This window comes from uncultured Ferrimonas sp., assembly GCF_947489035.1.
Classification (GTDB): domain Bacteria; phylum Pseudomonadota; class Gammaproteobacteria; order Enterobacterales; family Shewanellaceae; genus Ferrimonas.
Genome location: NZ_CANLCI010000022.1, coordinates 34,782 through 56,335, shown reverse-complemented (window position 1 = coordinate 56,335; position 21,554 = coordinate 34,782). Strand labels below are relative to the sequence as shown.

Genomic DNA, 21,554 nt, shown 5'->3' with positions numbered 1-21,554 from the left:
ATGCAAACCGTAACCGATCCATCTCGTTTACACCTGCTGGTGAACCAATGGCGGCAGCAGGGGCTGCGGGTGGCCTTTGTGCCCACCATGGGCAACTTGCATGAAGGCCACATCGAACTGGTACAGCAAGCCCGCCAGCGCGCCGATAAGGTGGTGGCCAGCATCTTTGTTAACCCAATGCAGTTTGGCGCAGGGGAAGACTTAGACGCCTACCCCCGCACCTTGGATGCCGATAAGGTTAAGCTGTACGACGCCAGCTGCGATCTGCTGTTTACCCCTGAAACCGAACTGCTCTACCCCGGCGGCCTCAGTGTGCAAAGTTACATTGAAGTACCGGGGATCTCCGATCTGCACTGCGGCAACAGCCGGCCAGGGCATTTTCGAGGAGTGGCAACCATCGTCGCCAAGCTGTTCAACTTGGTGCAGCCGGATCTGGCGCTGTTTGGTAACAAAGATTATCAGCAGCTCGCGGTGATCCGCGCCATGGTGCGGGATCTGAACATGGCGGTGCAGATTGTTGGCATCGACACCGTGCGTGACGCCGACGGCTTAGCCAAAAGTTCACGCAATGGTTACCTCAGTGCCGAGCAACGCGCCATCGCGCCGAAGCTGAAACAGGTGATCGACGCCACCGCACAGGCGTTACAGCAACAGGGCGTAGCCGCCAGCGAAGCGCTGCAGCAGCAAGCCACCCGGGCCCTCAGCGAACATGGCTTTGGCCCCGATTACTTTGCCATCTGCCACGCAGACAGCCTGCAACCCGCGCAATGTGGTGATAAGCAGATCGTCATTTTAGCGGCAGCACAGCTCGGTAATGCTCGACTTATCGACAACTTGCGGCTGGATCTAACCCGCTGATCTGATACCATGACGCCAGAAAATTTTACGTTACATTAAGTCAACAATTGTTCGTGGAGTATCGAATGCAACGAATAATGCTAAAAGGTAAATTGCATCAAGCCCGCGTAACCCACGCAGAGCTGGAGTACGAAGGCTCGTGCGCGATTGACCAAGATCTGCTGGATGCAGCGGGGATCTTGGCCTTTGAGAAGATCGATATCTATAACATCGATAATGGTGAACGCTTTAGCACCTACGCCATCAGTGGCGAACGCGGCTCGAAAATGATCTCGGTGAACGGCGCTGCTGCCCACAAGGCTGGCCCTGGGCATCGTGTCATCATCTGTGCTTACGGCATGCTGTCTGAAGCCGATGCCAAGGTACACCAGCCAAACTTGGTGTACTGCGATGAAGGCAACAACATCAAGGGCACCGGCAACGGCATTCCGGTCCAAGCTGCTTAAGCTCGGTTACTGATGTTAAAAAACGGACGCTGCGGCGTCCGTTTTTTGTTGCCTCCCCCGTTGCTGCCACGCTGCCGCCTGAAGCCGAGGGGCTGGCCAACACGCAAAAAGCGAGCACCGAGGTGCTCGCTTGATGGCCGTAAATACGGCGTCTCCCTGCAACGAGAGTCTGTTGATTAGCCCGCCAAACGGCAGACTAAGCGATGCTATTTACGGATCCCTTCAACGTGCAGTTCCAGCGCCACGGTGGCGGAATCTGGGCCTAAGTCCATTGGGATGCCAAAGTCTTTCATGGTGATCTCAGTTTCCCCTTCAAAGCCAACGCGCACGCCGCCCCAAGGGTCTTTCCCTTCACCGACTTTTTCCACGTCAATTTCAATCTGCTTGGTCACGCCGCGCAGGGTGAAATCCCCCACCAAAACGCCTTCGTCGCTGTTATCCGCGTCTGGGCGGAAGCTGGTGCTAACAAAACGGGCGGTTTCAAACTTGGTCACGTCCAAGAAATCGTTGCCGCGAATGTGCTTATCGCGCTCGGCGTGGTTAGAGTTCACGCTGGCCGGATCGATGTTCACCTGAATCGACAGTTCGCTCGGCTTGGTGTTGTCGTAGCTGAACTCACCATCAAACTTGTCGAAACGCCCCACCACCCAGCTGTAACCCAAGTGCTTAATTTTGAAATTGATGGAGGCGTGTGCGCCCTTGCTATCAATCACGTAATCGGCGGCCAGTGCCTGCGGCGCTAACAACGTAGCCCCAAATAATGCCAATGCTTTCAATGACGTTTTCAGCTGCATATTCATTTTATCTTCCTTAAGAATGAGTAGGTTTAACCATCCGTATTAGGGTGGTGTCTTTATCGAAAATATGGTGTTTCACGGCCGCTAAACCGTGACCGATGGCGGCCAGTACCAGCCCCCAAGCGGCATAAAAGTGGATCTGTCCGGCGATCTCTTCTTGCTGATCGATGCCGCTGATCAGCGCCGGCAGTTCCACCAAGCCAAACAGATCAATGCCTCGGCCATCGGCAGTGGAGATCAGATACCCGGAAACCAATACCAGCGCAATGCCACCGTACAGCAATAAGTGGCCAACTTTGGCCCCAATTTGCTCAACCCGGCGGTGATTACTGTGCGCGGCCGGTGTTGGATTGAATCCGCGCCAGAGCAACCGAGCCAGCAACAGCAGCATCAAGATGACCCCTATCGCTTTATGGATGGCCGGTGCCGTTTGGTACCACGACGAGTAGTAGGTCAGTTCAACCATCCACAGGCCTAGGCCAAATAAGCCAAAAATCGCCACGGCCATCAGCCAGTGCAGGCCAATGCTGATTAGGCCATAGCCTTGTGCAGTGTTACGCCACATCTGCTAACTCCTTCTAAGTGATGGCGTCATCTTACCCATACAAAAATCGGATTAAAAACGGATAAAAACGCAGATACCGTTCTAATATATCGAACAATAAACAGGACGGCAGCCGCACATAAAAGGCTGAAATGGCGGTGCAGTGCGGCTTGAATTGGAGTCAGCGGCGTGGGGCCGATCCCCACGCCGTGGGTGTGGGTGCGCCCAGTAACGGAGCTTTATCTTAAAGAATGGGCGGATAGCGACCGCAGCAAAACATAAAACGGCGCTTGCTCCCCCTGTTATGGCTGTTTTTCACAACAAGTCTGGGGTACCGATAAGACACGGGCTGGCATACCGAAGAGCTCACCAATGTATTGAGCGGAAGCTGTCCAGCGAACCAAGGCCTGGTCTTCGACCAACATGTGCAGCTGCTCAATCTCATGGTTCATTGCCAATCCATCCAAGAATTGCAGCCATGCCCCAATGGCATCAACGTCGTTTCCTGCAGCCAACGGACTCCGATCGTGGTCAACCCGCTCAGGGGCCACAACCTGCTCGTTGCGCTCTCGGTTACCGCGGTCCCAACATTCATAGAAGCGACCGATTGCGGCTGCAATTTTTGCGTTATTCATGCTGCATCGACCAAATGCAATTAACGAGGTTCGATGGGCAGCTGGAGTTTCAACCTTACTGTTTACAGGGGATCACTCACAGCATGCACCGTTTTCCTTATCAGAGACCGAGCGGCAGCCGCAGCGATCGATTCGGCTTTAAGCGAATATGCCAGAGAAACTGCTCGGTAAATGTCGGTATGGGGGAAGACTGACCGGCGAACTCACCAAGCAGCACCTTTAGCGTGCCAGCGTCCTCAGCAAGGGCAATGAGCGGCAATTCTGCCGCTGCTACCGGCCTATAATCCGGGGCGCCAGCCTTATGCACGACATTCACAATTACTGCTGGCAGGGCTCGGCTGGGGGAGCTTACCTGAGCACCTGGTTACCGCAGAGCTCAACCATCACTTGCTTGAAGAGATCAAACCTGAGCACACCGAGCTCTCGTTTAACCTTGAACTGTGCGCCTTTAAAAGGGCCACGCCAGCACTGGGTCCGGTAGTGCAATCGATATGGTCACAGCTTGCTGCCCTGCCCTGCGGTTAGCGTGCCTGGCTCACCAGTACGCAACGGGAATGCCGATACTGGCATGGCCCCAAGAGGCCGCTCTCTCGAAGGCGATTTGCCGCGGGGCAGCGCCGCCTTTTCGCTGCCACACACCTCGCTTGCGTTAGCGCAAGTGCTCGGCCATAGTTGCGGCCATGATGCAGCCTAAACTCAATCGACTGTTGCAGCCCCACTATCGCAAGGGGCCGGATTACCGCTGCGGAGAAAACGTCTCTTTCAGAGAAGTTCGAGATCAGTTCGAATTAGCGGGGGTAACGATCGGCCGTTGGGTCAGCCGTGCGGAGCAGCAACAGGCGGCGAACCTGGTTTTTGATGCCATGGCCGATCTGGCGTTTATCCTCAACGTGCCCCCCAAAGTGATCGGCCTTCGTGGTCAGCTGCAATTGGCCTTCGGCCACGGCGGCAGCCCTACCGCTCAAGCACACTATGCGCCAGGATCGCGCACTTTGGCCCTTGCCAAGAATGCCGGCGTTGGTGCGTTCGCGCATGAATGGGCACACGCCTTCGATAACCACATCGCCACTAAGGCCTTCGTTCACGCCAACACGCCGATCCAATTTGCCAGCCATTTGTGGGTGCGCCAACGCCCCATGAAGCCCCATCCACTGAACGATGCACTGGCGGACTTTTTTGATGCGGTGTTTGTGCCAGCAGGGGAAGCCCATGGGGCGTTCCTCACGAACGCACTCGCATTGGATAAACGGATGGGCAGACGCTACTTCAGTGTGCCGACAGAGCTGATGGCGCGAGCCTTTGAGGCCGCAATTCAACGCCATGACGACATTAAGAACCACTATCTGGTGAGCGGCACCCAACAAAGTCAGCTGGCCAAGGCGGGAGCCTACCCCAGTCCGGCCCATGTAAAAGAGATCCAAGCTTCGCTTCTGCGCTATTTTGAACGGCTTGGGCAACTGCTGTAACGCGCCGCCAATGCCCCGCTTCAACGCACAGTCATTAGGCTCCGCTAAAAATTCAAGACCGCGTTAGGGCACCAACAAAAACGCCACCGCAAAGGCGGTGGCGTTGGCTTCACAGTAAAAGCTTACTTATTGATCAAGTGGCTGTCGTTGTTGCCTTTTACATAGGAGTTTTGCAGTACCCGACCATAAGCATCAAAGGCGCTATGGAACACGCGCTCGATGGCATCGTTATCATCCAGCGACACGGCGTTTTCAGCATCAGCAATGGCAACTCGAGTACCGGCACCTTCATGATCAGTAAAATACACCCACAGATCACTTTCATTAACGAAGTAGCCCGGACGAGTCCATTGGTAGGTAAAGGCGTTCGGTGCGCCCGAAATCACTTCATGTTTGGCCAAGTACTTGGCTTTCATTGTGATGTTGTTTTCCGGCCCCTTAGGTAAACCGATGGTTTTAGTCCACTTGGTATTACCGTCCCCATCCTTAAACTGCAACTCATAGCGTGCGTTATCTACCGCTTCGGATACATCAAAATAGATGCCATCCATCATTGGGCTGATACCGCCGTTGTTATTGCCATTGGCATCAGAGATGATCAAGTGGCAGCCATTCGACTCTGGATCTTTGAAAATACGATCCAAACGCTGCGGATGCAAAGCTTCTAACCCTGGGCCGACAACCAGAATATGGTCAAAATCAAATACTTCCGACACCTTCGTAAGCGTTTGAATAAATGCTGGGTTTTTCTCGTAATCCCACTCCCAAGGATCACTCGGGGCAAGTTGGTCGCACACTGCGCCATCAACATAGGCGTCCACTTCCAACGCCCATAAAAATGATTCGGTTTGTGCACCAGTTTCCCAGTTAGGCCAGCCGTAACCCTCTTCGAAATAGTACAGCTTGTAGAAAGCGTTGGCAGAGGTTGGCAGCGGATCCGCTTCGCCTAGGAATTTCAGCTTAGCATCGGCCGGATCGTAAGCAAACCAGGCCACCTGACGGCCGGCACTGGCAAATTTGCCGGCTTCAAAACGTTCGGTGAAGCTCACGCGGTAAGCTTGCTTGTCTTTGTCGAACTTGGTGATCACCAGATCGCGGTAGCGATCCATTTCACTGCTCTCATTCGGAGCGCCATTACTAAACGCCTTAAAGATCGCGTCATGTTGCACACCAAACCAGCTCGCCTCTGGGTGCACCATCGCCATAAAGCTGTCTTTATCCGACTCTTTATTCAGTAGGATCATCTGCTCCAGCATCGCGTCAGCTTTGGCCATCACTTGGATATCAATGGCGTAGCTGCGGTTCGGCAGCGTTTCTGCGCCCCAACTGCTGCTGTAAGGCAAAGTGATGGCACCATCCGTGCTGTCACTGGCGCGATAAGTCAGTACCGCTTGCTCTGCCTCAAAGCGCACATCCAGCAAGCCCAGCACCGCATCCAGACCTTGGTAGTCTGGGTTGGTCGCGTTGGTCAGCAGATCGACGTCTTCAACCAAACCCGCGGCATTCAACAGCGGGGCCAGCACGGTACGCAGCTCCGCTTGTGCCTCAGCCAGCTTGGCTGCAGTCAGATCATCGCGGTAGCTGGCCACATCAGCGTAAACGTCAGCCGCATCAGCGCCGGTCATTCTGCTGATCAGCAAGCGGGACAGCGGCGACAGGTTTAAGTTGGGGTGTTGGTCATCCAGCACCAGTGAGTACAGTTCAACGTCTTCACCGCTGTTGGTGCCGCTGATTTTGACCACGGTCGGCAACGTCAGCGCGCTCAGATCCAGTTCAAAACGACCATCGGCAACGGCCACTTCCGCTGCCGCAGCAACGGCAGCGTAAGTCCGAGCAGCAGGAGCAAGGGCAGAAGCCGTAGACAGATAGCCCTGCACTGCGCCGCCTTGGGAGGCCACCCCGTTGATGGTGGTGATCGGCTCTGGCGTTGGCTCAGGCTCCACAATTGGCGGGGTAACAGGATCGCTGTCGCTGCTGGAGCCACAGCCGCCCAAGGCCAGCAGGGGCAACAGGGCTAAATAGATAGGACGCAGTTTCATCGGAGATACTCAACAAGGAAAGCACAACATCGGCTCACGCAGAGCCGAACACAGGGCGGCAAGGTTATCGTCATCAGCGCCGATAACGAACAAAAAATAGCGACTCCCGAGTGTTTTTTACCCAGCCCGCACTGAGCAAACACAAGCTGCTTACATTTACTGCTTGTTCGTAACACAATCGCTAGCACCAACAAAAACGCCACCGCAAAGGCGGTGGCGTTTTCACAACGTCTCAGCGCTTACTTTTGGCTTTGGCGATAAGCGTCAAAGTTCTCGATGTAGTCGTCTAAGTTGGCGTCCAGCATCTTGCGGTACTCTTCGATAAAGTACTCGCTCATCTCCGCCTTCTTGGCTTTCATCTCATCTTGGTTGGCGAACCCAGTCGATCCTAACCACGCGTTGTAACGCGACAGCGCGTACATGAAGGACGCGCTGATCTCGCCCGTTTTCACTTCGGGATCGCTGTTGTGCTGATTTGCCAACTGGATGAATTCATTGGCGCGGCTGTAAAATGGGGAGGTGTCTGACATCGATGTAATCCTTATCTGCCGCTCAATCAGCGACGGCGAAAACCTAAGTTGCTATTCACGCTACGTGTTTTAACTCTACTTAACCGTAAGCTTGTTCACACTCTTTATCGCCCAAGCGTCGGAATTGTGAGCCAACCCCTGCCTCTTACTGGCACCACTGCCGCAGCTTGGTTATTCTGATCGACAATCAGCCAGTGGTGACTGTAACCCACCCTTGCCCCATTTTTGTCGATTGAGAGCCTTATGAATCCGATCCCCGTCATTATCTTTGTTTGTGCCATCGCTCTGTTTGCCGCCTATAAGGCGCGCCAGCATCGCCAACGCGAAATTGCCGCCAACGAAATGGCTTGGGCCACCTTGAAGCAGTTGGCCAAAACCCATTTTGCCGAGCGCACCAAGCAACACGACGGCGAGATCCAAACCTTGAAGGAAGCCTTTACCGAGGGCTACCACGCCAACCAAGGCGGCAAAGAAGTGAAAGTGCAGGTGACGGATCTGCGCCAACAGAATCAGGCATTGGCGGAAGATTTACAGGGCTTGTTCCAACAGCTGCTGCAAGTAGAAAAAGAAGCCAGCCCAGAAGAGGTGTTGCTGGTGGTGTTGCATTTGGCCTTCAGTGAAGGTGGCCTACGGATGATGGAAGCGCAGGGGCGCAAACGCACCGCCAAGCAACAGCAGCAATTGCTGCGCCAGCGTCGTCAACAGCTGCAACTGAAAGCCGACAGCCTTAACGCTTAAGGTGGATCGGTAATACAACAGCGCCACCGCTTGCGGTGGCGTTGTTGTATCTGGGCTGCCCCCACATCAATCCACCAGCAGATCGCTGCGGATCAGGCCACCGAGTAACTGCGCCAGTTGCTGCTGTGGCCCGGCCTCCAGCGCAGCCAAAAACAGCTGGGTTTGCTGATCGACAATCGGCTGGCATTGTTTAATCCGTTCTTGCCCCAACGGGGTGATGGCCAGCAGCTTAACCTTCTTATTGCTGTCGCTTTTACTCGACACAATCAGCCCAAGCTTGATGCCGTTATCCACTAATCGCTTGGCGACAGAACGATTCCGCAGCAAGTAGTTGGCCAGCTGTTGCTGGCTGATCTGGCCATGCGCCTCAAGCACCCGCAGCGCCCCGTACATCTCTAGGGTGATGTTGCCTGCGCCGCCCAGGTGCGAAGCCAACTGCGCACGAAACTGCTTATAAGCCAGCCCCATTAAAAACATCGGGTTATGGTCGAGGGCGTCGATTTCGGTGATCGACACCTTAGTTTTGTTTTCCAAAAATCACTCCTTGGCAGGCCAGCAGCAGTATCAATACAAACAGCATCATGCCACCACGTTGAAAGGTATCTTGCAGGCCCAGATCGGTGCTGCCCAAATAAAGCTGCAACGGCAGCATAATGCCCAGCATGGCTTGATTGTGCATGGCTCGGATCGGCCCTTGGCTGGTGCAGATCCAGTAGGCAACCAGCGCCACCAATGCGGTTAAGGCCACCCCATACACCAACAGGTGATGGTGTTGCCCCATTAACGCCGCAACAAACAGCAGCGCCACCGCGCAACCGCCCACGTGCGCCTGTAAGCAACCTCGGATCACCGCCTGATAATTTGTTTGTTGGGTTTGGGCCGCAGCGGCAATCACCGGCATCATGCAAAAGGTTGCCGCTACTATATCGACCATCATCATAAATGCCAGCCCCGCCCCCAGCAGGCTAACAAACACCAACCGATGCCGGTGAGTCAGTGTCATGGCCGGTACCGCAGGCCGGATCTGAGGTTGAGTCTGAGCCTGAGGCTGAGGTTTTGGCTGAGCTGCCCGTTGAACCTTGGGCTCACTGCCTGGCAACAGCACCCGCACCAACTGCACCACCATCACCGTTACCACTAGGCTTACCGCCATGTCGCGCAGCCAATCGGTCATGGCGATGCTGCTGTGCTGGGCAAACACCACCACCAGAAACCAGTTCAGCAGTGGGATCATCGCGGCGCCGATTTTGGCGGGGGTATTCGCCCAGCAGCGAATGCGATCAAACAACAGCACACTGATGCACCAGATAACCGCGGGGTGGGCGGCAAACAGTTCACTCACCAGCAGCGCCAGCAACGCCAGCAGCCACACCGGCAGCAGCCCCTTCAGCACCCCAGCCACAGAAAAATCGTTAATGGCGGTCACCGCCATCACTGGAAACAGCGCCAGATAAGCGGTTACCCCCAGTTGCAGCCACAATTGTGCCAGCATCCCCAACGACACAATGGCGGTGATCCAAGCAAACTGGTGCCAGTTAATCGCAGCGTTTCTCCGCTGCAAGCGCGCGGTCATGGTTGTCATCAGCGGTACCTCAAAAACAGTGAATGGCGGGGGTTAGATCAGATAACGCAGCTGCGCCAGTAGTTGCATCCACAGTTGCCCCAGCAGATCCCACCAGCTCAGATCCGATACCACCATCACGCTCACTTTCGAGCCTGAGAACAAGCCGTCGTTCAGCTGAGGCAAGACAATCTGGGTTCGCACCTTCTGCTGATCGCGGATCCAGCGGTCGTCGTTGGTCACTTTTGCCAAGCCACTGGCTTCGCTGCTGGGATCGTAAATCGCCAGATCACGCCCCTGCACGGTGCCGCTAAACACCTCGCCCGGCAGGGCATCAAACACCAGCCGCACCGCAGTGCCCGCTTGCAGGTGGTTTACCCCCTTTTCGTTAAAGTCGGCGTTGACCCAGCTGTGTTGGCGATCCACCAAGAACAACACCGGACTGCCCGCGCTAACGTAACTGCCAAGGTTAAGATTGAGGTTACTGATCACCCCAGAAATTGGCGCCACAATGCGGGTTTTGGCCAGATCCAGCTGCGCCAGTTTGACTCGGCTGCGCGCCGCGGCTAACGCCCCGCTGTCACTGCTTTGCACTAACTCCGCTTGCAGCTTGGCAATTTCCGCCTGCGCCGCTTGCACCGCTTGCTGGCTTACTGCCGCTTCGGCTTGGCTGTCATCCAGCACCTGCTGGCTTTGCAGCCCCTTGGCAATCAATTGCTGATTGCGGCGCCACTTGCGCTCGGCATTTTGCGCCTGTTGCAGCCGCTGATGCAGGGACGCTTCGGCCCCTCGCAGTTGCTGCCGCTTCGCCTGATGGCTTTGCTGCGCTTCGATCAGCGCCGCTTGAGTTTGCGCCAACGCCAACTGGTACCGAGTGGGATCCAGTTGCACCAGCAGCTGCCCCTGCTCAACCTGTTGCCCGTTGCGTACCGCCAGCGCCGATACCGGCCCGGACACTTCCGCCGCCAAACGGCTGGTGGAAAGGTGCAGCTGCGCTTGGGTGGTAAACGGCGACAAGTTGTCGCTGGCTACCAAAAACACAGAGAACAATACGCTGGCAGCAAACACCAGTGATAACGCCCATTGATATACTTTACTCGCCATAATGTTTCACCTGCAACAATTCAATGGCGGCCAGTATACTTAGTTTTGTTTCAGATGCAACAATGTCAGGTGTTTTTTTAAACGACGTTCAATCGCGCAGTAATGGCGTTGCTGTTACGGCAACACCCACCAAGCTGAAATCGATTTAAGCGACCTGACCGTAAGCAGCGATAACAGGCTGAAGTGGTTGGCTAATGCTGACGTGGTTGGCTGGTGTATCGCCAATGCCGCCGCAAGAGCGTAAGGGCGCGGCACGATCAAAAACGCCACCCAAGTGGGTGGCGTTGTTTAACCGCGGCGGTTAAGGCGAAGGCTTAGCCTTCTAAGCCCTGACTGCGCAGGTACTCTTCGTAAGTACCGTGGAAATCGGTAATGCCATCGGCTTTCAGCTCAATGATGCGGGTTGCCACAGAAGACACAAACACCCGATCGTGCGACACGAACAGCAAGGTGCCGGCGTAGCTCTCCAGCGCGTTGTTCAACGCTTCAATCGATTCCATGTCCATGTGGTTGGTTGGCTCATCCATCACCAAGATGTTGGGCTTTTGCATCATCAGTTTGCCGAACAGCATACGGCCTTGCTCACCACCAGAGATCACCTTAGTCGACTTCTTGATGTCGTTTTGGCTGAACAGCATCCGCCCCAAGAAGCTGCGAATGGTTTGCTCGTCAGCGCCATCGGTAGACCATTGGCCCATCCAATCGAACAGGTTCATCTCTTGTTCGAAATCGGCGGCGTGATCCTGAGCGTAGTAGCCGATGTTGTGGTTTTCAGACCATTTGATCTCACCGGATTTCACTGGCATCTGCCCAACCAAGGTGTTCAGCAAGGTGGATTTACCGATGCCGTTGGCACCAATGATGGCGATGCGCTCGCCCACGTCCACGCGCAGATCCAAGCCTTCAAACAGCAATTCGTCGCCGTAGCCTTGGCTGAGGTTGTCCACTTCCAACGCCTGACGGAACAACTTCTTCTCTTGATCAAAGCGCAGGAACGGGCTTTGACGGCTGGAGGCTTTCACCTCTTCCAGCTGGATCTTATCCATCTGCTTAGCGCGGGAAGTGGCCTGACGCGCCTTAGAGGCGTTGGCCGAGAAGCGCGCCACAAAGCCTTGCAGCTCGGCAATTTGCGCCTTCTTCTTAGCGTTGTCCGCCAGCAGACGATCGCGCGCTTGGTTGGCGGCGGTCATGTACTCGTCGTAGTTGCCTGGGTAAACCCGCAGCTCGCCGTAGTCGATGTCGGCCATGTGGGTACAGACCGAGTTCAAGAAGTGACGATCGTGCGAGATGATGATCATGGTGCACTGACGGGCGTTGAGGATATCTTCCAGCCAGTGGATGGTGTGGATATCCAAGTTGTTGGTTGGTTCGTCCAACAGCATGATGTCGGGATCAGCAAACAGCACCTGCGCCAACAACACCCGCACTTTCAAACCCGGCGCAACCGCGCTCATCAGGCCGAAGTGGGCGCTCTCTTCAATGCCAAGGCCCAGCAGCAGTTCACCGGCACGGGCTTCGGCGCTGTAGCCGTCCATTTCGGCAAATTGCACTTCTAAATCCGCGACCTTCATGCCCTCTTCTTCAGACATTTCCGGCAGCGAGTAGATGCGATCGCGTTCCGCTTTGATCTCCCACAACTCTTTGTGGCCCATGATCACGGTATCGATCACGCTGAACTCTTCAAACGCCCACTGATCCTGACCCAATTTGGCCACGCGGGTATTTGGCTCTACCGAAACGTTACCGGCGGTTGGCTCCAGCTCGTTCGACAGAATTTTCATAAAGGTGGATTTGCCACAGCCGTTAGCGCCGATCAGGCCGTAACGGTTACCACCACCGAATTTAACGGAGATGTTCTCGAACAGCGGCTTAGCGCCGAACTGCATAGTAATATTGGCGGAGGAGATCACAGCAAATGCCTTTGGTTGAAAAAATAAACGCTGCAGGGTACCGATAACTGCTCGCAAGGGGAAGCAAAACCTGCCGACAAAGTGCCGCGAAGGCAAGATGTCACGCGGCGGCAGCCTTAGCGTAGGCGCTTAGGGCTCAATAAGCCGCTGCACCGGCCAGCTTAGGCTAACGCTGGCACCGCCCAGATCGGCACAGCGGCCGATCTGCACGTCGCCATCGTGCCACTGCATCACCCGCTGGACGATGGCCAAGCCAAGGCCATAGCCGGGCTTGCTGGCATCGCCACGCACAAACGGCTGCAGCAGATCGTCTTGGCTTTCAATGCCGGGGCCATCGTCACTGACGCACAGTTGGTAACGATCGGCACTTTGGCGAAACACCACCGACACCCGCTGCTGGGCAAACTTGCTGGCGTTGCCAAGCAGGTTATTGATGGCGCGACGCAGCGACACCGGATCGCACTGCACCGTGGCGCCCGTGGGCAGCTGCAGCTCAATCTCCAACAGATCCTGATAGTTGCTTAGCACTGGCTCTAACAGCGGTTGCAGCAGCGTTGATTTCAACTTGGGCTGATGCCGTTGCTCGGCGGCAAAGTTCAGGTATTCGCTGATCACCGCGTCGATCTGCTGGCACTGCTTATCCACCTTCTGCCGCGCGTCCTCCACCGTCAGTTCATCAAACATCGCCGAGATAAAGGTGATCCGGCTTAACGGAGTGCGCACTTCGTGACAGACGGTGGCCGACAGCTCTTTTTGCAACTGCATCAGTTCGCTTAACGCTAACGTCATCTGATTAAAGCTGGTGACCAAGGGGTAAACAAAGGAGTGGCGCCCCACCGTCAAGGTGACCGGTTTGCCGGTGCGAGAAAACTGCGCCGCCACATTATTTAAACGGGTTAAGGTGATGAACAGCGGCATGATCAACAGCGCGAACGCCAAGGTCACTAAGCCATAAAACAGCAGCGCCACCGGCACCGGTTCCTCTTGGGGCAGCGCTGGAAACTGCAACTGGTACAGCTGCTGCCCCTGTTGATACAAGGCGCTGCTGTCGCCTAAAAAGACCAACTCGCCCTGCGCCAGCATGGCGTCGATCTCCGGCTCTCGCTGCCACAGATCACTGGGCAGCTGCTGCGCGCTCACCAAGGCACAACTTTGCCCCTGCGCTAAGCACGCCGACTGGCTGGCCAGCAATTGCGGCAGCTGCGCCGCGTCCAGCATCACCGTGGGGGCATCCGGCAGCAGCAGTTTCAGTAATAAGGCGCAGCCCAGCAGGATCAGCAACAGCATCACCAGCAGGGCACCGTAGTAGCGGCTCATGCCACGTCCTTGGCGCTTAAGCGGTAGCCTTGGCCCCACACGGTTTTCAGCTGCAGCGGCGAACGCGGTACTTGTTCCAGCTTTTTCCGCAGTCGCACGATGCGGCCATCAATGGTGCGCGCCATGCCGTCGTATTCGCGGCCAACGCTGTTTTCAAACAGGTATTCCCGCGACAGCACCTGTTCAAAGTGCTGCACAAACAGCGCCAACAAACTGTATTCCGTTGGCGTTAACGCCAGTGGGTGCGTGCCTAAACAGGCGTCTTGGTTTTGCGGTTGCAGCTTCAGCGCCAGCGGCAAGCAGGGCTCGCTGGGCAGGTGCCGTCGCAGTCGGGCCAATAATAAGGCCGTTGATATCGGTTTGATCAGGTAGTCGTCGGCGCCCAGCTGCAAGCCACGAATGTGGTCTTGCTCGTCACCACGGGCGGTCAGCATCAAAATCGGCCCTTCAAATTGATGCCGCAGCTGCTCTAGCAGCGCAAAGCCATCGCGACCGGGCAGATTGACGTCACACAGGATCAACTGAAACTGCTGCGCCGCCAGCAACGACGACAATCGGTTGCCATTGGCCAGGTGCGACACCTGATAGCCGTTTTTCCCTAAAAAGTGGCTCACCAGCTGCGCCAGTTCCAAATCGTCTTCAATCAGCAGGATCCGATTCATCACAAACTCCAAGGAAATTGACGCCGCCGCCGCAGCTGGGTGTCGCTGGCTCGCGCCACCTGCAACGACATTCGCGCCACGGTTTTATCCGCCAGCCGCAGCTCAAACTCGGTGCTTTGGCGCAGCACCAACGGCAACGATAAATTGATCTGCTGTTGCTGCGGGCGGTTACAAAACAGCGGCTGGGCATGGTTGGCTTGGTACAGGCAAAATTGCTGAGCTTGCACGCTGTGCCAGTTCAGTTGCACGGTCAGCTCGCATTGGCTGGCGTTGGCGGGGATCACGCAGTGGCTGGGTTGCAGTTGCGGCGGCACCTGCCACAGTTCGGCGTGGCTGCCGAAACTGAGGCCAAGGGTGAGCGCAACCGCTAACCAGCCTGGGGTCATAGCAGCGTCCAGCGGATCCCGACAAACCATAAGCGGCTGTCGTTTTGGCTGAGTAAGCGCGGATCGTAATGTTGCCGCCACTGTTGCTGCAGGTGCACCACCAGCGCCCAGTTGTCACTTAAGGGGTACTGATAATCCAGTTGCAGCTGAGTGTTGATGCTAGAGCGTGGCGTGGTTGCGCTGTCCAGTGGCGGCCCTATGGCCGCTTGTCTTTGCTGTTCGACGGCGTTGAGGTAGTAGTAATAGCCATTCAGATCGCGGCTTAAGCCCCGCAGCTGGGCGCCGATGGCCCAATCACCCAACCAGTGCCAGTGGCTGGCGTAGCCCAGCAACCACTGCTGGCCGTGATGCACCCCAGTCACGTCGGTTAACCCTTGCAGCGTTAACCGGTGGTTATCCCAAAAGTACTGGCCTTGAATACCCGCCAGATAGCTGAAGTCGCGTTGCTCCAACAGCAGCGGTGCTTCTTTGGCTTGCGGCATTTGCCCCCGCGGCACCCCATAAGTGGCCGCCCCCAGCAGCGAGGCGGCGTCGTCATCAAGGTAATAGAGGCCATCGCGATTGGGCTCGGCCAGCAGATCCCATTGCCACTGTTTGCTCTCGTGCAGCGCCCAGCCAAAACTCAGATTCTCCACATAAAAACGATCACCGTAGTAGTACCACTGCGGCAACAGGTACAACGGCACATCGTCATTTTGAATGGTGGGATCGGTCAGTTGGCCTACGCCAACGCTCAGCGACAAGCCGCCTTGGCCACTGGCCAAGGCACTGGGATCCGCCGGCTGAGCCACCGTTAACGGCGACCACAGCCACAGCGCGACAACAAACAGGATGGTGAAACGTAACATCATAAATACAGCGACCACGTTAGGTTGAGCGGTTTTGGCAAACCGATCTTGTAGTTATTCAGGTGCTTAGCTTTGACGTTACCAAGTTGTTACATCGTTGCCAAGCCCGTACTGGTCAAACTACCCCAATCCCGGTGCGGGATTCTGCCGTTGGTACAAAGTGGTACAAACTCGGTGAGCGGAACCCGATATAACAAACTGGCAACAACTAAAACAATATCTATCAAGGAGGATCGCGTGAAGCTATCCAAACTCTCGTGGTTGGTGTTATCGGGCCTATACGCGGGCGGCGCCACTGCCGCAACGCAAACGGTAATGCCAAATAGCAACCTCAACACCCTACACGGTTTGCAGGTTTCGGCTGAACAGCTGTCGGAACGCCAGCATCAACGGCAGCAACAGCAACAGCGCAACAACGGCGTAACCGCCAACGACGGCATCAACGTGCACGTGCGTGGCAACAGCAGCAAGAAGTTTGTGGCGGAGCCGGATCTGGTTGGTGAGCACGTTTACATCATTCAACTGCACGATGCGCCGCTGGCCACCTACCAAGGTGGGATCGCCGGCATCGCCGCCACCAGCCCCAGCGCCGCAGTCAACAGCGCCAACGGCCAAACCAAGCTCTACAAGCAGGGCAAAGCCCAGCACGACGCCGTGGGCCAGTACCGCAGCTTCTTGCAACACAAACAGCAGCAAGCGCTGAGCGACATTGCTGGGATCAGCGCCGATGCCCCGCGTCGCCACTACGTTAATGCCCTCAACGGCTTCAGCATGAGCCTAACCCAAGCGCAGGCGGCCCAGATCGCCACCTTAGGCAGCGTTAAGCAGGTGCAGCGTTCAACCAGTTACGAGCTGCACACCGATGTGGGCCCGCAGCTGATCAGCGCCGACAAAGCCTGGGACGGCACCACCACTCAGCAAACCTCATTCAAGGGTGAAGGCGTTGTTGTTGCCATTCTTGATACTGGGGTAAACACCGATCACGCTGCCTTTGCGGATGTTGGCGGCGATGGTTTTGACCACAGCAACCCGTGGGGGGCAGGCACCTACGTTGGCGACTGTGAAGCCAACGCCGATCTGTGTAACGACAAACTGATTGGGGTACGCAGCTACCCAGAGATCACCGCCACCTTTGCTGGCATTGCCCCCGCCGTTGGTGAAGATTACAACGGCCACGGCTCGCACACCGCTTCGACTGCCGCCGGTAACGTTCAGTTTGATGTGGACTACCTTGGCGCCGAGCTGGAAGCCAGTGGCGATGGCAAGGTACTGAAAGAAGATCTGTTCCCACGCATGTCTGGCGTAGCGCCGCACGCCAACATCGTTTCCTATCAGGTCTGTTTGCCGCTGGGCGGCTGTCCTGGCGAAGCGATGCTGGCAGCGATTGAAGACAGCATCAGCGACGGCGTTGATGTGATTAACTTCTCCATTGGTGGCGTTGATCACAAATCCCCATGGGATGATTCGGTGCAGCTGGCGTTCTTATCCGCCAACCAAGCGGGGATCGCCATTGCCGCTTCGGCGGGTAACTCCGGCGGCCAAGATGGCACCGAATACCTCAGCCTGATTGATAACGTTTCGCCGTGGTTGTTAACCGTTGGTGCCTCCAGCACCGGCCGTACCGTAAACATCGACACCCGCATTACCGATCCGGCTCTGGCCAGTGCACTGCCAAGCTGGAGCGAGCTCAGCGGCGGTGGCATCAACACCAGCTCTGTGACCGGCATTATTGTTAAAGCCAGCGATTACGGCGATGAACAGTGTCTGACCCCCTTTGCCGCGGGCACCTTTGATGATTTGGGTTACACCGATGCTGATGGCAACCCAGCCAACATCATTGTGGCCTGTGGCCGTGGTGAGATCGCCCGTGTCGCCAAAGCCACCAACGCCGCCGCCGGTGGCGCAGAAGGCTTTATCCTCTACAACACCCAGTGGTCCGGCGACGAAAGCACCGTCATCGAAACCGACAGCTACGACGTACCGGGGATCCACATCAGCACCGGCGCCTACTACGGCGACTGGACCAACAACTGGAATGGCTTGGAATCTTGGCTGAACAACGGCGAAACCGGTAAGCACCAAGTGACCATCAGCGCCACCAGCATCGACCGCGTTATCGATCCCGATCAAGCCGACGTGTTGGCGCTGTTCTCCTCCCGTGGCCCAAGCCTGGGTAACCCAGAACACCTGGTGCCAAGCGTGACTGCCCCGGGGGTGGATATCTACGCCGCCTACCGTGATGAAGCGCCATTTGAAGCCACCGAAGGCGAGATCCCAACGGTAGCCGATTACGCTTTCTTAAGCGGCACCTCGATGGCCAGCCCGCACGTAGCCGGTGCCTTGGCACTGCTGACCGAAGCGCGCCCGGATTGGACCCCAGCGCAGAAGCACGCGGCCTTGCAGATGACTGCCGAGCCAGAAGTGACCATGGCGCTGTACCCAGACACGCCAAAGGATGAGCGTTACGAAGCCGTGGTTTACCGCGCCGGTACCGGTCGCATTAACGTGGCCAGCGCCATCGACGCGCCGCTGACCATGAAAGAGACCCACGACAACTTCTTGGCCGCCAACCCAGATAACGGCGGCGAAATGCACCGTTTGAACGTGCCAGAGCTGGTGAACTTAGGCTGTAAGAACGAGTGTCAGTGGCTGCGTACCTTCACCGCCACCGAAGCCGGTACTTACACCATCACTCAGCAAGAGGTGTACAACTTTGCCGGTAACCCAACCCAGCAATACGTACAGCCGGGGATCGAAGTGCAAATTCACCCGCAAACCTTCGAGTTAGCGGCAGGTGAATCCCAGAACGTGATGTTCAGCGTGGACGTGATTGAAACGCAAGATGCACTGGGTAACTCCGACGTCGAGCTGCACAGCCACCTGTTGATTGATCAAGTCGATGGCGACGCGCCACAGATGCAGATCCCAATGGCGTTCCGCTTTAGCGCCGACGAACTGCCAACCCAAACCGTGCACACCGTGCATCGCGACAACGGCAGCCAAGTGGTGAAAGATCTGCGTTTGCCGCAGATGGACACCCCGTTTGGGCGTGTGTTTGCCCCCGTTAAAGCTGAGATCAAAAGCGTCACCCTGCCCAAAGACAGCGACGGCGTGTACCCGTGGTCAGAAGAGACCGGCTTCAGCGCCGAACAGATGCTGGATGAGTCGGTGCACACCGAATGGGTGACCGTACCAGAAGGCGCTCAGCGTTTGGTGCTGCGCTCCTTTGGCACCACCTTCTCTGATGAACCAACCGGGATGTACCCGGGCCACGCGCTGCTCTACGTGGGTCGCGACTTGGACGAAGATGGGGTGATTGAACCGAACGACGAGATCGTCTGTGTTTCGCGCCACGCCTTCAACGACAACTACTGTAATCTGAACCAGCCGACCGCAGGCAACTACTGGGCGCTGATCTACAACCCAACCCCATGGGTAGAACAGCCAGAACAGTACGTTGATACCCTGACTTACGCCTTGGCCGTGATCACCGATGAAGTGGCCAGCGACATCAGCATCAGCCTGCCAAGCAGCAATGGCAGCGACGCCATTGAAGCCGAGCTGAGCTGGGACATGACGATGACCGAAGGCGACATGTACTTTGGCGCATGGGATGTAGGCACCTCTGCCACCAACCCAGGCAACCAAGGCATGGTGCCGATGGATCTGATCCGCGGCAGCAACGACGTTAGCCTCAATGCTTCTCACGAACAACAGCGTGCGGGCGAGCAGGTGCAACTGCAATTTACGGTGCTGCCAAACCACAGTGGTCGCGATCGTGCCTTTAGCATCAGCGCCACCATCCCCGAGCAACTGCTGATCGATCCTGCCAACATCAGCGTAAGCCACGCGGCGGCAGTCGACAGCGTTGAACTGGTTGACGGCGTGCTGACCATCAGCGGCGTGCAGTCGGAAAGTGGCGATCTTGAGCCTGGCTACACCATCACCACCAGCGCCGACGACGCCCTGTGTCGTTCCCCGGATCTGGGCCAAGCCGAGCCCGGCGGTTACATCGATCTGGCCGAGTTTGGGATTAACCCAAGTTACGGTGATGATCCGTCGCTGCAACGCCAAGGCTTGGAAGTGCCGTTCGACGCCATGCGTACCGGTGAATACACCGAATACGCCATGCTGAACAACTACCAGCAAGCGGGCTCTGACTTCATGCGTATTCGCGGCATGGGTACCGTAGCCTTCACCGACATGCCGGTGTTCTTCCCAGCGCATTACCCGATCCCACTGCCGGTACAGCCAGAGAACTTCGCCGCAGTGATGCAGCGTGGTTGGGGTGGCGTACCGTTTGGTCGTAACGTGATGGCAACCCCACTCGATTGGGACAGCGGCATCTCCATCGCCAGTACCGACAGCGGTTGGGTGGTAGTGGAATTCGATGACGCGCGCACCATGCCATATCAGGGTTTCGATCCAAGCACTGGCACCACCATCTACGGTGACAATGGCGATCGTCTCGACTTCGAACTGCTGTTCCATATGGCCCACCGCTTCGGCGATGGCGAATATGAAATGATGATGGCCTACGACAACCTTAACTTTAACGGCGACGTGCGCGGTAGCGTTGGGGTACAAGGCCGTGCCGCCATTGAAGTGGGCTACGACAACTACGATCCAATCATGGGCGTGGGTTACGCCTTCAACGATTTGGATCAGAAGCTGAGCGATGATCTGCTGGTGTGTTACGACTACGTTGGCCCAGAAAGTTCCCAGTTCAACGTTACCGTACCGGCCACCGTCAACAGCTCGGCGTCGGGTCAAACCCTGACCATCAACGCCAGCAGCGACATTGACGGCATGGGCAGCATCGACATGACCCACACCATTGCGGTAGCAGGCAACATCAGCCTGGGTCAGTTTGCTGACATCGCCATCAACGAAGACAGCAGCACCGCACCATTAACCGTTGTCTTTGCTGATCAAGAAGCCAGTGCCAACACCATCAGCGTCTCTGGCGAGCACATCAGTGCCCAGATCAGTGGCCACAACAGTGGCGACACCGTGGTGATCACCCCTGATGCAGACTTTAACGGCTCTACCGAAGTGACCATCACCGTTGCCGACATCGACAACCCAAGTGATGCCGCCAGCCGCAGCTTTATGCTGCACGTAGCGCCAATGAACGACGCCCCAACCATGGCCGACGTTAACGCCAGCAGCAACGGCTTAAGCTTTACCGTTAACGCCGATGTTATGGACGTTGATGGCGACAGCCTCAGCTACAACTGGAGTCAAACCGCCGGTCCGGATCTGGGCCAGTTAGGCAGCGAAGCCAGCTTGAGCTTTAGCAACGTCGCCGCCGGTGATTACGGCTTCTCAGTGGTGGTGTCCGATGGCAGCGCCAGCGTCAACGGCACCGTAACCGTTACCGTGGCTGAAAACGTCAACAACGAGAGCAGCTCAAGCTCTTCAGGCAGTTTTGGGTTCTTGGCCTTAATGGGTCTGGCCTTAGCTGGTCTGCGTCGTCGCATCCGTTAACCTTCCCGACGCAGAAAGGCTCAGCCTAACGGTGTTCAATCCGCACCCATGTTATGCCTGAGTTTGCAGCAAGCCCCGCTTTCGCGGGGCTTTTTTGTGGGTACGATTAAACGCAGATTTTATTAAACGTAGTTTTGCTTAAACGTAGTTTTGCTTAAACGTAGGTGTGATTAGCCGCAGGCGTAATCGCACAGCGCATTAGCAGCAGGCATAGTCACGTTAC

The 21,554-nt window shown here is 56.4% G+C and carries 18 protein-coding genes; 5 read left to right on the top strand and 13 right to left on the bottom strand.

All coding sequences use genetic code 11. The features are described 5' to 3' along the window. The gene (gene panC / locus Q0796_RS13270; protein ID WP_298444040.1) at positions 1 to 858 is read left to right on the top strand and encodes a pantoate--beta-alanine ligase; all 858 of its coding nucleotides are present in this window, start codon (positions 1 to 3) and stop codon (positions 856 to 858) included. Between the two features lie 65 nt (positions 859 to 923). After that, positions 924 to 1,304, top strand: a complete 381-nt coding sequence (gene panD / locus Q0796_RS13265) for an aspartate 1-decarboxylase (RefSeq protein WP_298444038.1) — start codon at positions 924 to 926, stop codon at positions 1,302 to 1,304. Between the two features lie 206 nt (positions 1,305 to 1,510). On the opposite strand, the gene Q0796_RS13260 is transcribed toward panD, so the two are convergent. The 3 genes from Q0796_RS13260 to Q0796_RS13250 all read right to left on the bottom strand — a co-directional run bounded on the left by Q0796_RS13260 (position 1,511) and on the right by Q0796_RS13250 (position 3,280). Then, positions 1,511 to 2,104, bottom strand: a complete 594-nt coding sequence (locus tag Q0796_RS13260; RefSeq protein WP_298444037.1) for a YceI family protein — start codon at positions 2,102 to 2,104, stop codon at positions 1,511 to 1,513. Positions 2,105 to 2,114: 10 nt separating this feature from the next. After that, positions 2,115 to 2,666 carry a cytochrome b gene (locus Q0796_RS13255; protein WP_298444036.1) on the bottom strand — a complete coding sequence of 184 codons (552 nt, stop codon included), beginning with the start codon at positions 2,664 to 2,666 and terminating at the stop codon, positions 2,115 to 2,117. A 281-nt stretch (positions 2,667 to 2,947) separates the two neighbouring features. Continuing rightward, positions 2,948 to 3,280, bottom strand: coding sequence for a hypothetical protein (locus Q0796_RS13250; RefSeq protein WP_298444034.1), 333 nt, complete (start codon positions 3,278 to 3,280; stop codon positions 2,948 to 2,950). Positions 3,281 to 3,960: 680 nt separating this feature from the next. On the opposite strand from Q0796_RS13250, the gene Q0796_RS13245 reads away from it, so the two are divergent. After that, a complete protein-coding gene (locus tag Q0796_RS13245; protein WP_298444032.1) occupies positions 3,961 to 4,746 on the top strand; it encodes a CLCA_X family protein in 786 nt (261 codons plus the stop codon). Positions 4,747 to 4,868: 122 nt separating this feature from the next. Here the strand turns inward: Q0796_RS13245 and Q0796_RS13240 are convergent, their stop codons facing one another. After that, on the bottom strand, positions 4,869 to 6,785 hold the full coding sequence (locus Q0796_RS13240; RefSeq protein ID WP_298444030.1) for a hypothetical protein: 1,917 nt from the start codon (positions 6,783 to 6,785) through the stop codon (positions 4,869 to 4,871). A gap of 239 nt (positions 6,786 to 7,024) precedes the next feature. Next, on the bottom strand, positions 7,025 to 7,315 hold the full coding sequence (locus Q0796_RS13235; protein ID WP_298444027.1) for a DUF3144 domain-containing protein: 291 nt from the start codon (positions 7,313 to 7,315) through the stop codon (positions 7,025 to 7,027). A gap of 243 nt (positions 7,316 to 7,558) precedes the next feature. On the opposite strand from Q0796_RS13235, the gene Q0796_RS13230 reads away from it, so the two are divergent. Further along, on the top strand, positions 7,559 to 8,053 hold the full coding sequence (locus Q0796_RS13230; protein ID WP_298444026.1) for a hypothetical protein: 495 nt from the start codon (positions 7,559 to 7,561) through the stop codon (positions 8,051 to 8,053). Positions 8,054 to 8,119: 66 nt separating this feature from the next. Here Q0796_RS13230 and Q0796_RS13225 read toward each other — a convergent pair whose 3' ends face one another. The 8 genes from Q0796_RS13225 to Q0796_RS13190 all read right to left on the bottom strand — a co-directional run bounded on the left by Q0796_RS13225 (position 8,120) and on the right by Q0796_RS13190 (position 15,844). Continuing rightward, entirely contained in the window at positions 8,120 to 8,587 is a 468-nt protein-coding gene (locus Q0796_RS13225; protein ID WP_298444024.1) for a MarR family transcriptional regulator, read from the bottom strand. Beyond that, positions 8,571 to 9,635 (bottom strand): DUF2955 domain-containing protein, encoded by a 1,065-nt coding sequence (locus Q0796_RS13220; protein ID WP_298444022.1) that lies wholly within the window; start codon positions 9,633 to 9,635, stop codon positions 8,571 to 8,573. The genes Q0796_RS13225 and Q0796_RS13220 overlap by 17 nt, the downstream gene beginning before the upstream one ends. Positions 9,636 to 9,668: 33 nt before the next feature. Beyond that, the gene (locus Q0796_RS13215) at positions 9,669 to 10,718 is read right to left on the bottom strand and encodes an HlyD family secretion protein (RefSeq protein ID WP_298444020.1); all 1,050 of its coding nucleotides are present in this window, start codon (positions 10,716 to 10,718) and stop codon (positions 9,669 to 9,671) included. A 314-nt stretch (positions 10,719 to 11,032) separates the two neighbouring features. Then, positions 11,033 to 12,628 (bottom strand): ABC-F family ATPase, encoded by a 1,596-nt coding sequence (locus Q0796_RS13210; protein WP_298444018.1) that lies wholly within the window; start codon positions 12,626 to 12,628, stop codon positions 11,033 to 11,035. A gap of 129 nt (positions 12,629 to 12,757) precedes the next feature. Beyond that, positions 12,758 to 13,945, bottom strand: coding sequence for an ATP-binding protein (locus Q0796_RS13205; protein ID WP_298444016.1), 1,188 nt, complete (start codon positions 13,943 to 13,945; stop codon positions 12,758 to 12,760). Continuing rightward, positions 13,942 to 14,607, bottom strand: a complete 666-nt coding sequence (locus Q0796_RS13200; protein ID WP_298444014.1) for a response regulator transcription factor — start codon at positions 14,605 to 14,607, stop codon at positions 13,942 to 13,944. Before Q0796_RS13200 ends, Q0796_RS13205 begins: the two co-directional genes overlap by 4 nt. Continuing rightward, positions 14,607 to 14,993 carry a DUF3019 domain-containing protein gene (locus tag Q0796_RS13195; RefSeq protein ID WP_298444012.1) on the bottom strand — a complete coding sequence of 129 codons (387 nt, stop codon included), beginning with the start codon at positions 14,991 to 14,993 and terminating at the stop codon, positions 14,607 to 14,609. Before Q0796_RS13195 ends, Q0796_RS13200 begins: the two co-directional genes overlap by 1 nt. After that, positions 14,990 to 15,844, bottom strand: a complete 855-nt coding sequence (locus Q0796_RS13190) for a MipA/OmpV family protein (protein WP_298444011.1) — start codon at positions 15,842 to 15,844, stop codon at positions 14,990 to 14,992. The genes Q0796_RS13195 and Q0796_RS13190 overlap by 4 nt, the downstream gene beginning before the upstream one ends. 234 nt (positions 15,845 to 16,078) lie before the next feature. On the opposite strand from Q0796_RS13190, the gene Q0796_RS13185 reads away from it, so the two are divergent. Next, a complete protein-coding gene (locus Q0796_RS13185) occupies positions 16,079 to 21,331 on the top strand; it encodes a S8 family serine peptidase (RefSeq protein WP_298444009.1) in 5,253 nt (1,750 codons plus the stop codon). Positions 21,332 to 21,554 lie beyond the last annotated feature (223 nt).